Annotated in this window: 12 protein-coding genes; 9 read left to right on the forward strand and 3 right to left on the reverse strand. The window is 61.1% G+C overall.

Annotated features, from left to right (window positions below; genetic code table 11):
* From PMI09_RS14820 to nuoG, 9 genes are all read left to right on the forward strand, one after another.
* A complete protein-coding gene (locus PMI09_RS14820; RefSeq protein WP_007795361.1) occupies nt 1–1476 on the forward strand; it encodes an NADH-quinone oxidoreductase subunit M in 1476 nt (491 codons plus the stop codon).
* Nucleotides 1473–2912, forward strand: coding sequence for an NADH-quinone oxidoreductase subunit N (locus PMI09_RS14825; protein WP_007795364.1), 1440 nt, complete (start codon nt 1473–1475; stop codon nt 2910–2912). The genes PMI09_RS14820 and PMI09_RS14825 overlap by 4 nt, the downstream gene beginning before the upstream one ends.
* Nucleotides 2913–3073: 161 nt before the next feature.
* Nucleotides 3074–3439, forward strand: a complete 366-nt coding sequence (locus tag PMI09_RS14830) for an NADH-quinone oxidoreductase subunit A (RefSeq protein WP_037083187.1) — start codon at nt 3074–3076, stop codon at nt 3437–3439.
* Nucleotides 3427–3930 (forward strand): NuoB/complex I 20 kDa subunit family protein, encoded by a 504-nt coding sequence (locus tag PMI09_RS14835; RefSeq protein ID WP_007795368.1) that lies wholly within the window; start codon nt 3427–3429, stop codon nt 3928–3930. Before PMI09_RS14830 ends, PMI09_RS14835 begins: the two co-directional genes overlap by 13 nt.
* Nucleotides 3927–4490: an NADH-quinone oxidoreductase subunit C gene (locus PMI09_RS14840; RefSeq protein WP_007795371.1), complete on the forward strand. Its 564-nt coding sequence runs from the start codon at nt 3927–3929 to the stop codon at nt 4488–4490. Before PMI09_RS14835 ends, PMI09_RS14840 begins: the two co-directional genes overlap by 4 nt.
* 1 nt (nt 4491) lies before the next feature.
* Nucleotides 4492–5706 carry an NADH dehydrogenase (quinone) subunit D gene (nuoD, locus tag PMI09_RS14845; protein WP_007795375.1) on the forward strand — a complete coding sequence of 405 codons (1215 nt, stop codon included), beginning with the start codon at nt 4492–4494 and terminating at the stop codon, nt 5704–5706.
* Nucleotides 5707–5723: 17 nt separating this feature from the next.
* Entirely contained in the window at nt 5724–6236 is a 513-nt protein-coding gene (gene nuoE, locus PMI09_RS14850) for an NADH-quinone oxidoreductase subunit NuoE (RefSeq protein WP_007795379.1), read from the forward strand.
* Between the two features lie 4 nt (nt 6237–6240).
* Nucleotides 6241–7506 carry an NADH-quinone oxidoreductase subunit NuoF gene (gene nuoF, locus PMI09_RS14855; protein WP_007795381.1) on the forward strand — a complete coding sequence of 422 codons (1266 nt, stop codon included), beginning with the start codon at nt 6241–6243 and terminating at the stop codon, nt 7504–7506.
* A 30-nt stretch (nt 7507–7536) separates the two neighbouring features.
* Nucleotides 7537–10122: an NADH-quinone oxidoreductase subunit NuoG gene (nuoG, locus tag PMI09_RS14860; protein ID WP_007795384.1), complete on the forward strand. Its 2586-nt coding sequence runs from the start codon at nt 7537–7539 to the stop codon at nt 10120–10122.
* 27 nt (nt 10123–10149) lie between these two features.
* Here the strand turns inward: nuoG and PMI09_RS14865 are convergent, their stop codons facing one another.
* The 3 genes from PMI09_RS14865 to nuoH are packed head-to-tail and all read right to left on the reverse strand — an operon-like array spanning nt 10150 to nt 12222.
* Entirely contained in the window at nt 10150–10593 is a 444-nt protein-coding gene (locus tag PMI09_RS14865; RefSeq protein ID WP_007795387.1) for a CBS domain-containing protein, read from the reverse strand.
* Between the two features lie 45 nt (nt 10594–10638).
* Nucleotides 10639–11205 carry an NADH-quinone oxidoreductase subunit I gene (locus tag PMI09_RS14870; RefSeq protein WP_007795391.1) on the reverse strand — a complete coding sequence of 189 codons (567 nt, stop codon included), beginning with the start codon at nt 11203–11205 and terminating at the stop codon, nt 10639–10641.
* 30 nt (nt 11206–11235) lie between these two features.
* Nucleotides 11236–12222 (reverse strand): NADH-quinone oxidoreductase subunit NuoH, encoded by a 987-nt coding sequence (gene nuoH / locus PMI09_RS14875; RefSeq protein WP_007795394.1) that lies wholly within the window; start codon nt 12220–12222, stop codon nt 11236–11238.
* Between the last annotated feature and the right edge of the window lie 85 nt (nt 12223–12307).

Genomic DNA, 12307 nt, shown 5'->3' on the forward strand with positions numbered 1-12307 from the left:
ATGGGGTTACCGCTACTGAGCCTCATCGTATTCACGCCCGCTGTCGGGGCAGCGGTCCTGATGTTTCTACGCAGCGACGGTGCGGTGCGGTGGACGGCGCTGGCTGTCACCGTCCTCGACCTCGCTTTCTGCATCGCCATGCTGGCCGGTTTCGACACCTCGACCCACGAAATGCAGTTCACCGAGGTGCGGCCGTGGGTGCCGGCACTCGGCATAACCTTTGCGCTCGGTGTCGATGGGATCAGCGCGCTTTTCGTGTTCTTGACGGCGCTGCTGGGGGCGGTTTGCGTGCTCGCCTCGTGGGTCGCGATCGACCGCAAGGTGAAGGAGTTCATGGTCAGTCTGCTGGTCATGCAGGCGCTGATGCTTGGGGTGTTCTCAGCGCTCGACCTGTTCTTGTTCTATGTCTTCTGGGAGGCGATGCTGATCCCGATGTACCTGATCATCGGCGTCTGGGGCGGAGACGGCCGGATCTACGCGGCTTTCAAGTTCTTCCTCTATACGCTGGCGGGCAGCGTCCTGTTCCTGATCGGCGTCATCGTGCTCTACATCAACGGCGGCAAGACCTTCGATATCCTCGCCCTGACAGCCAAGGACTTGCCGTTCGGGGTCCAGTCGTGGCTGTTCTTCGCCTTCCTTGTCGCCTTCGCGGTCAAGGTGCCGATGGTCCCGGTCCATACCTGGCTGCCGGACGCCCATGTGCAGGCGCCAACGGCAGGCAGCATTATTCTCGCCGGAGTGCTCCTGAAAATGGGCGCCTACGGATTCTTGCGGTTCTCGCTGCCGATGCTACCGGAGGCATCGCTATATTATTCGACACTGATGCTGGCGCTTTCAGCGCTTGCAATCGTCTATGGCGGGTTGCTTGCACTGGCGCAGGACGACCTCAAGAAGCTGGTGGCCTATTCCAGCATCAGCCACATGGGCTTCGTGACGATGGGGATTTTCGCGCTGAACCTGCGAGGGCTCGAGGGCGCCATCCTGCAAATGTTCAATCACGGCGTAACGACGGGCGCCCTTTTTTTGTTCGTCGGCCTGATCTACGAGCGGACCCACACCCGCAGCATCGCCGATTATGGCGGGTTGATGAAGGTGGCGCCGGTCTATAGCGCGTTTCTTGCCTTGTTCATTCTGTCATCGATGGCGCTGCCGGGAACGAATTCGTTCGTCGGCGAGTTGCTCGTCCTGGCGGGCGGGTTTGCCGCCAACCTGGCTGTCGGCGCGGCAGCCATCTTGGGTGCCTTACTGGGCGCGGCCTATCTGCTTGGCATGTATGGCAAAGTCGCGCTTGGTCCGCCCAGCGTCGGCGTGCGGTTCAAGATACGTGACGTAAATGCCCGCGAGGTAGCTGCGATGCTGCCGCTGGCCGTCTTCGTGCTCTGGGTCGGGCTCTATCCAAAACCTTTTCTCAACATCATTGACGCATCGGTTCACCATCTGCTGGCGCACGTGCACGGCGAGGGGAGCGGCCAATGACCGCCACCGCGCTTTTCCAGTCGATCGTGGCGAGCCTGCCCGAAATCGTCGTGATCATCGGAGCTTGCATCCTGCTGATCCTGGGGCAATTCGTGCAAAAGAGGCAGGAACACTTCCTTGTCTGGGCCTCCGTCGCCATCGTGCTGATGGCCGCCTCGGCGACACTCATGCTGGCGAGCGAGGTACGGCCGGCCTACACCGGCATGTTCATCGCCGACCGCTTCGCGGTCTTCTTCAAGTTCGTGTTCTACATCGCTACCGTCCTGACATTCCTCCTTTCCCGAAAATATACCGATATCGAAGGGATCGGCAGCAGCGAATACTATGTCCTGCTGCTTTTGGCGCTTTCGGGAATGATGATCATGGCCTCGGCGACCGATCTCATGTCGATCTATGTGGGCCTCGAGTTGATGGTGCTCTGCACCTATGTGCTGACCGGCTTCCTGCGGCAGGAGCGGCGATCGAACGAAGCGGCGCTGAAATATGTGATCCTCGGCGCGGTCTCGACCGGGATCTTCCTTTACGGCGTTTCGCTGGTTTACGGGCTCACCGGCACGACACAACTCGACGGGATGGCTGCGGCGGTGACCGGCGATCCGCTCGATCCCGGATTGCTGCTGGCGGTGGTCTTCATTGTCGCGGGGCTGGTCTTCAAAGTCGGCGCGGTGCCGTTCCATATGTGGGTGCCGGACGTCTATGAAGGCGCGCCAACCACGATCACCGCCTTCATGTCGGTGGGCCCCAAGGCGGCGGGGTTCGCGGTGATCCTGCGGGTGTTCCTCAACCCTCTGGTCGCAGCCTCGGATGTCTGGATCATCGTCGCGGTCATTGCGGTGGTGACAATGGCGCTCGGCAGTTTCGTGGCGCTGGTGCAGGATAATTTCAAGCGCCTCCTGGCTTATTCCAGCATTGCCCATGCTGGGTTCGCCCTTTTCGGCGTGGCGGCCGGCGGTGCGGACGGGATCGCCAGCGTGATGCTTTACCTGCTGATCTACGCTTTCATGAATCTCGGCATTTTCGGTACCATCATCATGATGCGGAACGGCGATTTCTCGGGCGAGGTTGTCGAAGACTATGCGGGTCTCGCCAAATCGCATCCCGGGCTGGCGCTTGTGATGCTGCTCTATCTGTTCTCGCTGGCCGGCATTCCGCCGACGGCCGGGTTCTTCGCCAAGTTCTACGTGCTGGTCGCGCTGGTCGAGCGAGGTTTCGTCATGCTGGCGGTGATCGCGGTGCTGCTGAGCGTCGTCGCCGCCTACTTTTATATCCGGATCGTCATGGTGATCTACATGCGCGAGCCGGAGAAGATGTTCGACCCGGCGCTGACGCCTATGGTGCGCGCCACGCTGGCCTTCACCGCCGTCGGCACCATCGGCATTGGCCTGTTTCCAGCGTGGTTTCTGAGGCTTGCTCAGCATTCCGTGTTCGGCGGCTGATCTATTGAATTTGCAATGATCCACCCGACGGAATACACTGATAATCCAAGAAAGGATTGCCAAAGTCGCTTCCCGGGGCGACCGCACTACCGGTTCCGGATGGGGCCGGCGGCGGCCTGAAGAAAGCTCTCGGTGGGTGACCGGGGCAATGCGATATGACTATGGCTGCAATGGAGTTCCTGCCGGTTCTTTTCATGGTTGCCGGAATTGTTCTGGTGACGGCGGCGACGCTATTTTTCTCCTCGTTGCTGCGGCCGTCCAATCCCTATCCCGAGAAGAACATGCCCTATGAGTGCGGCGTGGACCCAGCGGGCGAAGCCGCCGGGGGCCGTTTCAGGGTGCAGTTCTTTGTGCTGGCGATCCTGCTGGTGGTCTTCGACGTCGAGACGATGTTCCTCTTTCCCTGGGCTGTCGTCCTGAAAGACATAGGTCTGGTCGGTTATGTCGAGATGTTCGTCTTCATGTTGCTGCTTATCGTGGGTTTCGCCTACGCCTGGCTGAAGGGAGCGCTGGAATGGGAGGCGTAAACAATGCGATCCGCGACAGCGTGCTGTTCACCACGGCCGAGAGCATCATCAACTGGAGCCGAAAATCCGCGCTGTGGCCCGAGACCTTCGGTATTGCCTGCTGCGCCATCGAGATGATCTCGGCAGGATGCGCGCGCTATGATCTCGACCGGTTCGGCGTGGTGTTCCGGCCTTCGCCGCGCCAGTCCGATGTGATGATCATCGCCGGCACCGTGACCCGGAAGTTCGCCCCCGTCGTGCGCCGGCTCTATGACCAGATGCCGGAGCCGCGCTGGGTGATCGCAATGGGCACCTGCGCCATCTCAGGCGGGGTCTACAACACCTATGCCGTGGTGCAGGGGTCGGAAACCTTCGTGCCCGTCGACGTGCATGTGCCAGGCTGTCCGCCGCGGCCCGAGGCGCTGATGCACGGCTTCCTGCTGCTTCAGGAGAAGATCAAGAGATCCCGCGCGCTAGCCGGGACGCCTCTGGATCGGATTGCAGCCTCATGAGCGTGGAGCCGTCTCTCAATCGCGCTCTGATCATGGAGCATTTCGAAGCAGCAATCGAGGACCTCGGCGCCGTGCACGGCATCTACGCCTTTGCCGTCCCACCCGAAAAGATCGTTGAGTTCTGCCGATTTCTGAAAGACCATCCGGCGCTCCGGTTCAATTTCCTGTCTGACATCTGTGGGGTCGATCATTACCCGGAGTTGCCACGCTATGAGGCGGTGTACCACCTCTATTCGCTGCCGAACAAATGGCGGGTTCGCATCAAGTGCCGGCTTGGTGATCCGCCTCGCGTCCCGTCGGTGACGGGGGTCTGGCGCACTGCCAATTGGCACGAGCGCGAGGCCTGGGACATGTATGGCATCAAGTTCGAAGGCCATCCCGATCTGCGCCGGATCTATATGTGGGAAGGCTTCGAGGGCTTTCCCCAGCGCAAGGATTTTCCCTTAAGGGGCTACAAGGACAAACTGAATCCCTTCGGTGCCGAGGGCCCGCCGCCAACGCAGCCAGACATTGCCACCAGGGACATTCCAGAAGGAGGCCGTTCCACGCCGGAGAGTTGAGATGACCGAAGTCACCGAGCTCAGTAGACCGGAAGGCGAAGCGCTTAATACCAAGGAAGTGCTCCTCAATCTCGGCCCGCAGCACCCCAGCACCCATGGGGTACTCCGGCTCGTCCTCAAACTGGACGGCGAGTACGTCGAGCGTGTGGATCCGCATATCGGCTACCTCCACCGCGGCACGGAAAAACTCGCCGAGAGCTTCACCTATACGCAGATTTTCCCGCTGACGGACCGGCTCGACTATCTCTGCCCACCGTCCAATAATCTGGCCTTCGCGCTGGCGGTGGAGAAGCTCCTTGGCATAGAAGCACCGATCCGGGCGCAGTACATCCGCGTGATGATGGCCGAGCTGGCGCGGATTTCCGGTCATCTTCTGATCACTGGTGCGCTGCCAATGGATCTGGGTGCAATGACCGCGCTGCTCTACGTCATGCGCGAGCGCGAGATGATCATGGACCTGCTGGAGATGATTACCGGTGCGCGCATGCACACATCCTTCTGCAGGGTTGGCGGAGTGCGCGAGGATCTGCCTGACGGATTCCTTCCCAAGATCAGGGAGTTCTGCGACATCTTCCCGAACCGGATCCGCGACTATGAGCGATTGCTCGAAGACAACAGGGTGTTCCTCAAGCGCACGAAGGGGATCGGCGTGATCTCCGGCGAAGACGCAATCGATCTGGGTCTCAGTGGCCCGAACCTGCGTGCCTCCGGCGTCGACTGGGATATCCGCCGTGACGAGCCCTACGAGATTTATGACCGGCTCGCGTTCAACGTCATCACCCGCAACGAGGGCGATTGCTACGCGCGCTGGCGGTGCCGCGTCGATGAGATGCGCGAAAGCATCGCGATCATCGAACAATGTATCGACCAGATGCCCGAAGGACCGTTCCAGATCGACATGCCGACCATCGCGTTCCCGGTAGACAAGGAACGCGTGCATTGCTCGATGGAGGCTTTGATCCAGCATTTCGACCTGTCGGCCTATGGCTTCAAGGTACCTAAAGGCGAGGTCTATTCGGCGATCGAGGCGCCAAAGGGTGAGTTGGGGTTCTACATCATCAGCGACGGATCGCCGAAACCGTTCCGCATGAAGGTGCGAGCACCGTCTTTCGTGAACCTTCAGGGCCTCTTCGGGGTCACCAACGCACGCTACCTGGCCGACATGATTGCCGTGCTGGGCAGCCTCGATCCGGTGATGGCGGAGGTGGATAAGTAACAGGAGATTTGGATGCGATGAGCATGCGCGAGAAGATAAAAGCGGCGGCGGCGCGGTATCCGAACCAGCGCTCGGCGATCATGCCCGCGCTTCTGATCGCGCAGAAGGAACATGGTTATCTGCCCGGTCCGGTGTTGGAGGAGGTCGCCGACATCCTCGGCGTCGAGCGGATGTGGGTTTACGAACTGGCGACCTTCTACACGCTCTTCCATACCGAACCGGTGGGTCTGTTCCACCTGCAGCTCTGTGATAACGTTTCCTGCATGCTGTGCGGATCGGAGGACCTGCTAAAGCACCTGGAAGCGGTCCTGGCGATCAAGAAGGGTGAGACCACCCCGGATGGGATGTTCACGCTTTCGACTGTGGAATGCCTCGGCGCCTGCGAGATGGCTCCGGTAATGCAAGTCGGCGACGATTACCACGGCAATCTGGATGTCGCGCGGGTAAACGCGTTGTTGGACAATCTTCGGGCTACAGCAGCGCGGGCGGCGAGCATTGAGCATGTTTGCGCGCAGCCGCCGGGAGAGTAGCGCCATGTTCGAGCCGGTTCTCCTCAAGAACATGAACGTGCCGGATGGTCATTTGCTGCCGACCTATGAGGCGGGCGGCGGCTATCAGGCGCTGCAGAAGGTGCTGCGCGAGCACACGCCCGATGAGATCGTCGACCTCGTCAAGGAATCAAACCTGCGCGGTCGCGGCGGCGCCGGTTTTCCGACGGGCATGAAATGGAGCTTCGTGCCGAAGCGGGGCGACAAGCCGAAATATCTGTGCTGCAATGCCGACGAAGGCGAGCCCGGCACCTTCAAGGACCGGATCATCATGGAGCGCGACCCGCACCAGCTCATCGAGGGGCTGGCGGTAAGCGCCTACGCGATCGGCGCCAAGACCGCCTATGTCTACATCCGCGGAGAGTATGTGACGGCGATCCGTCGCCTGGAGCAGGCGATCGCCGAGGCTCACGAAAGAGGTTACCTCGGGCGGAATATCCTGGGCTCCGTTTTCGATTTCGCCGTGCATATCCATTGCGGCGCTGGCGCCTATATCTGCGGCGAGGAGACCGCGATGCTCGACTCGCTCGAGGGCAAGCGGGCGCAGCCCCGCCTGAAACCGCCGTTTCCGGCGGTCGAGGGGCTCTACGCCAGCCCGACGGTCATCAACAATGTCGAGACGCTCGCTTGCGTGCCGCATATCGTGATGCGGGGCTCGAGGTGGTTTCGGGAGATCGGCCCGGACAAGAGCCCCGGCCCGAAGCTCTATTGCCTCAGCGGACAAGTGCGCAAACCCGGTCTCTATGAATTGCCGATGGGCATACCGCTGCGGGAGCTGATCGAGAACCACGCCGGCGGTCCCTTGCCCGGACGCAGGATCAAGGCGGTGATCCCGGGCGGTGTCTCGGCGCCGGTCATCCCGGAAAGCGGGCTTGAGGTGGGGATGGATTTCGACTCGCTCGCTGCCGCCGGTTCGATGCTCGGCTCGGCCGGCGTGATCGTGATCGACGACTCGACCTGTATGGTCAAGGTCGCCACCCGGATCATCGAATTCTTCCACCACGAGTCCTGCGGCAAGTGCACGCCTTGCCGCGAGGGGCTGAACTGGGTCGTGAAAGTGTTGCGCCGGGTCGAGGCGGGGCAGGGGGAGGCGGGCGATCTGGAACAGCTGGACGCGCTCTGTAAGGGCATTTTCGGGAATACGTTCTGCGCTTTGGGCGACGGCGCGGCTATGGGGCTGCGGGCCGCGCTCAAGCATTTCCGCGATGAGTTCGTCGCCCATATCGAGGAGCGGAGGTGCCCGTTTCACTGAGGTGCGCTGGAAGAAGACCGCGAGGAAGCCATGGTTCGCATTACGATCAATGAACAGATGCTGGAAGTGGAAGCTGGCTCCACGGTGCTGCAGGCCGCCGAGCGTTTGCGCATCGACATCCCGACCTTCTGTTACATGAAGCGGCTGCCGCCGCTCGCCTCGTGCCGCATGTGCCTGGTCGAAATCGAGGGGCAGCGCAGGCTGCAGCCGTCCTGCGCCACCGCAGTCACCGACGGCATGGTGGTGCGAACCAACACGCCGCTGATCGAGGAAACCCGCTCGTCCATGCTCGACATGCTGCTTGCCAACCATCCGCTCGACTGCCCGATATGTGATAAAGGCGGCGAGTGCGAGCTTCAGAACCAGGTGATGGCATACGGGCCGCGCGAAAGCCGGTTTCGTGATGCCAAACGGGTGTTCCACTCCGAGGACATCCGCCTCAGCCCGGTCATCATCATGAACGTCAACCGCTGTATCCAGTGCCAACGCTGCGTGCGGATGTGCGAGGAGGTGGTCGGCGCGGTCGCCCTGGGCACGGTCGAAAAAGGTATGGACACCGCCGTGACCGGCTTCGAGGGTAGTCTTGCAAGTTGCGACCAATGCGGCAACTGCGTCGAGGTCTGTCCAGTCGGCGCGCTGATGAGCTTCCCCTATCGCTACAAGGCCCGCCCCTGGGATCTGGCCGAGACCGACACGGTATGCCCACATTGCGGCACCGGCTGCCAGTTGACGGTCGGCACACGCAAGGGCGAGTTCATGCGGGTCCGCTCGAAGTGGGACGAGGGTCTCAATCGCGAAACCCTCTGCGTGCGGGGACGTTTTGGCCTCGATTTCGTCGCGAGCCTGGACAGGATCAAGCGGCCGATGGTCCGCCGTGATGGCGCCCTCGTTCCGGTTTCCTGGGAAGAAGCGGAGAACTACCTACGACAGCGCCTTTCGGCGGTTGAGGAAAGGGCTGCAGGCGGGCTTGCCTCACCACGCCTTCCCAACGAGACGCTTTATCAATTCCAGAAAATGATGCGGACGATGTTCCGAACAAACAATATTGACTGCTCGTCGCGCTGGTCCACGCCTTTCGATGTGCTCGGTCCGTTGGTTACTAGCTTTTTCAGCCGCGCGCCGCTCCAGGACGTCATTGGAAACGTCTGCGTGCTCGTCGTCGGTGGCAACGTGACCGAGGAGAATCCGGTCACCGAGTATCTCCTGCGCGACGCTGCACGCCGCCGCCAGACGAGATTGCTCATGCTCTCGGTGCGGCCGTCCCGCTTGGACGCCGACGCACGGGCGGTCGTTCGCGTTTCGCCGGGCTGCGAGGCAGCGAGCCTTGCCGCAGTCGTGGCCTCTGTCGTAGCGGCCGGAAAGGACCTGCCGGAGGACGTTCTTGCTGACATCGAAGCGACAATTGGCGGGCCGGCGGCCACCGGCAGCGACGCAACGAACCGTCTGGCCACGGCGCTGCTGGAAGGCGGGAGCGTCACAGCGCTTGTCAGCGCCGACCTCCTGAGGTCGCCAACGGCGCGCGCGACGCTGCAGCAGCTCAACAACCTGCTGCAGGTTCTCCGCCTGCTCGGCAAGAACCCGACGATGCAGTTTCTCTTCGATCGCGCCAACCAGCTAGGCGCCTGGGATATGGGCGTTCTCCCGGCCGCTCTGCCGGGACTGCGTGCGGTCGCCGATAATGCCGCGCGCGCAACTCTCGAACGGGCCTGGGGCGCCGAGATTCCGTCGGAACCAGGCGTGGATTTCGACGGGATGCTGCAACTCTGCGACAGGGGGCGAATGGGCGCGCTCTATATCGTTGGAAGCGACCCCCTGATGTCCTATCCCGACCGGGAGTTTGTGCAGCGGGCGCTTCGTGCCGCGGGTCTGCTGATCGTGCAGGACGCATTTCTCACGGATACGGCGGGCCTCGCTGATGTCGTGCTGCCCGCCGCGAGCTACGGCGAGGAATCCGGCACTTTCACCAACAACGAAGGCCGGCTCCAGAAGGTCCGCAAGTTCCGTGAGCCGGTCGGCGAGGCCCGAGGCAATCTGGCGATCTTCGACTTTGTCGCAGCACTTCAAAGCCATGCACTGCGGCCATCGGTTCAAACCGAGATTTTCGACGAGATCGCCGGGCTGGTTCCCGCCTATGAAGGCCTGACGCAGGATGGGCTAGACGCCGACGGAGCATTCACCAAGGCGGCTCTCGTGCTCCCGGCTGGCAGGTTCTTCGCCCCACCGGCGGTGCCCATTGCAACCGACAGGCTCATGCTGGTCACTGGCAACTGCCTGTTCCACAATGGGTATCTTTCCGAGCGCTCGGAAATCCTGAACACGGTCGCCGACGACCCCTATGTCGCAATGGGTGCGTGGGACGCGGCGCAACTTGGCCTTTCGGATGGCGATCAGGTGGCTGTACGATCCGCCCAGCACGAACTGACGGCAAAGCTCAAGATCGACAGGCATTTCCCGCGGGGACTTGTGTTCATTCCCGAAAATTACAGAACCCTTCGCCTCAACAGCCTGATGCGGCGGGGCGAATATCCCTGTCCGGTGGACGTAAAAAAGGTGCACGTACCATTCGAGATCACCACCGTCGCCGGGTTCGGGGCAGAGCCCGAGAGGCCGAGCTGAGCCATAGCCTTGCGCTTGCCGGCAGCGTCAGTGGTAATGAGCAGTCCCGCAAATGTAATTGTACAGATCCTCCTCCGTGCGCATCGCTTCCTCGAGCCTGTACTTGACCACGTCGCCGATGCTGACAACGCCGGCTATCTTGTCGTCATCCATGACCAGCACATGGCGCGTGCGCCGCTCGGTCATGATCGCCATGACAAGAGGCAGTAAATCGTCTGTCGAGCAGGTCGCCACACGGCGGTTCATGATATCGCCGACGCGCATGACGGGCGCTTCGATTCCGTATTCAGCGACTGCGTTGCAGCAGTCCCGCTCCGACACCGTTCCCAGGCATTCCCCGGGGGAACGGCCGACAATAACGAAGCCGATGTTGTTTTCGCGAAACAACCTCAGGACCTCCACCATTGTGTGGTCCGGTGTGACCGAGACGATCCCGGGGGATTTGGTCTTCAAGATTTGGCAGACAAGCATTTTAACCTCCTGTCTGCGCGCTTCGGCTCGATGGCTGGCGCGCGCTCACGTTCGTCGGATATTCTGCCACCAGTTGTACCCTTGTGGCTCGCTCGTCTCGACCAGAACGTCCTGTTCGGTGTTCAGGCGCGCCGAGACCACGCCGCCGCCGGTCACAGCCTTGCCCGGCTTGGCGAGCAGATCGTCCCGTCCAATCACCAAGTCACGCGAGGAAAAACTCGAAAATTCGTACTGCTGGCCAAGCGCGATCGCGTCGGCCGGGCAGGCATCCTCGCACAGGCCACAGAAGAGACACCGTGCCGTATCGATCTCGAATTTTGCCGGGTGACGGTTGCCCTTCTCGTCCTCGTAGGGGACGACTTCGATGCAATCGCAGGGACAAATTCGCGCGCAGAGTTCGCAAGCCACGCATTTGATCTCGCCCTCTTCATCGCGCTTCAGGAAGTGATGCCCTCGGTAACGCGAGTAGGGCAACCATTTTTCCTTGTCAGGATATTGCATGGTTACGGATCTGGAGAACATGTAGCTAAAGGTCAGAGCCAAGCCGCTCGCCAGATCGGCGAAGAACGCCCAGCCGATCCATGTTCCAATGCTGTCCCGCGCGCGCGACATCGGCGCCCCACTACGGAGCCGCTGCGGCCCCTAAAAGAAAACAAGACCAGTTATGATTATGTTCGCCATCGACAAAGGAAGCAAGACTTTCCATCCGATCGCCATCAGCTGGTCGTAGCGGTAGCGAGGGAACGTGAAGCGGAACCACATGAACAAATAGACGAAGAACGCGACCTTGAGCGCAAACCAGAGGAGCGGTGGCAAGGGGATCAGTACGCCGTTCCAACCGCCGAAGAACAGGATCACTGCCAGGACCGACACCAGCAGTACGATGGCATATTCGCTGACCATGAAGAACGCAAAACGGATGCCGCTGTATTCGGTATGGAACCCGGCGCCGAGATCGCCTTCGGCTTCTGCCAGGTCGAAGGGAATGCGCTGTGCTTCGGCCAGTCCGGCGACGAAGAACACGAAGAATCCGATCGGTTGGTAGACGATGTTCCAGACATCGGCTTGCGCTCGCACGATCTCGAGCAGGCTCATGGATTGCGCCAACATGACGACGCCGATCACGGCGAACCCCATTGGGATCTCGTAGCTTATCATCTGCGCGCAGGTCCTGAGGCTGCCCAGGACCGCGTATTTGCTGTTGGCGGCCCAGCCGCCGAAGATAACGCCATACACCTCGATCCCGATCACCGCGAAGACGAAAAGGAGCGCGACATTCATATTGGAAACGTAGAGCGTGACCTCGGCGCCGAGAACCGAGACGGTTTCGCCGAAGGGGATCGCGACAAAGACGACAAAGGGCGGAGCGAGCGCCAGGATAGGAGCCACCTTGAACAGGAAGCGGTCGGCCTCGGCCGGGATGTGGTCCTCTTTGGTTAGAAGCTTGATTCCGTCCGCCATCGGTTGCAGCAGCCCATGCCACCCAACGCGCATCGGTCCCATCCGTTGCTGCATGTGTCCGGCGATCTTGCGTTCCAGCCAGGTTAGGGGCAAGGGCAGCAGCAGCAGCATCGCGATCAGCAACGCGACCTTGAAGATGATCAATCCGATGGCGAATATGAGTTCCATGATCCGCGGCTGCTTGTTTACGGGTTGAAACACGCGACCGGACTTTTGCTCCGGCTATGCACTGCGTCGTTTGCACCTGTCAGGC

The sequence above is a fragment of the Rhizobium sp. CF122 genome, from assembly GCF_000282035.1.
GTDB lineage: Bacteria > Pseudomonadota > Alphaproteobacteria > Rhizobiales > Rhizobiaceae > Rhizobium.

What these genes read in the sequence shown, in the direction of transcription:
- PMI09_RS14840 (WP_007795371.1), top strand. Translation starts at nt 3,927, where the DNA reads ATGAGCGTGGAGCCGTCTCTCAATCGCGCTCTGATCATGGAGCATTTC.
- nuoD (WP_007795375.1), top strand. Translation starts at nt 4,492, where the DNA reads ATGACCGAAGTCACCGAGCTCAGTAGACCGGAAGGCGAAGCGCTTAAT.
- PMI09_RS14835 (WP_007795368.1), top strand. Translation starts at nt 3,427, where the DNA reads ATGGGAGGCGTAAACAATGCGATCCGCGACAGCGTGCTGTTCACCACG.
- nuoG (WP_007795384.1), top strand. Translation starts at nt 7,537, where the DNA reads ATGGTTCGCATTACGATCAATGAACAGATGCTGGAAGTGGAAGCTGGC.
- PMI09_RS14830 (WP_037083187.1), top strand. Translation starts at nt 3,074, where the DNA reads ATGGCTGCAATGGAGTTCCTGCCGGTTCTTTTCATGGTTGCCGGAATT.
- nuoE (WP_007795379.1), top strand. Translation starts at nt 5,724, where the DNA reads ATGAGCATGCGCGAGAAGATAAAAGCGGCGGCGGCGCGGTATCCGAAC.
- PMI09_RS14825 (WP_007795364.1), top strand. Translation starts at nt 1,473, where the DNA reads ATGACCGCCACCGCGCTTTTCCAGTCGATCGTGGCGAGCCTGCCCGAA.
- PMI09_RS14865 (WP_007795387.1), bottom strand. Translation starts at nt 10,593, where the DNA reads ATGCTTGTCTGCCAAATCTTGAAGACCAAATCCCCCGGGATCGTCTCG.
- nuoF (WP_007795381.1), top strand. Translation starts at nt 6,241, where the DNA reads ATGTTCGAGCCGGTTCTCCTCAAGAACATGAACGTGCCGGATGGTCAT.
- PMI09_RS14870 (WP_007795391.1), bottom strand. Translation starts at nt 11,205, where the DNA reads ATGTCGCGCGCGCGGGACAGCATTGGAACATGGATCGGCTGGGCGTTC.
- nuoH (WP_007795394.1), bottom strand. Translation starts at nt 12,222, where the DNA reads ATGGAACTCATATTCGCCATCGGATTGATCATCTTCAAGGTCGCGTTG.
- PMI09_RS14820 (WP_007795361.1), top strand. Translation starts at nt 1, where the DNA reads ATGGGGTTACCGCTACTGAGCCTCATCGTATTCACGCCCGCTGTCGGG.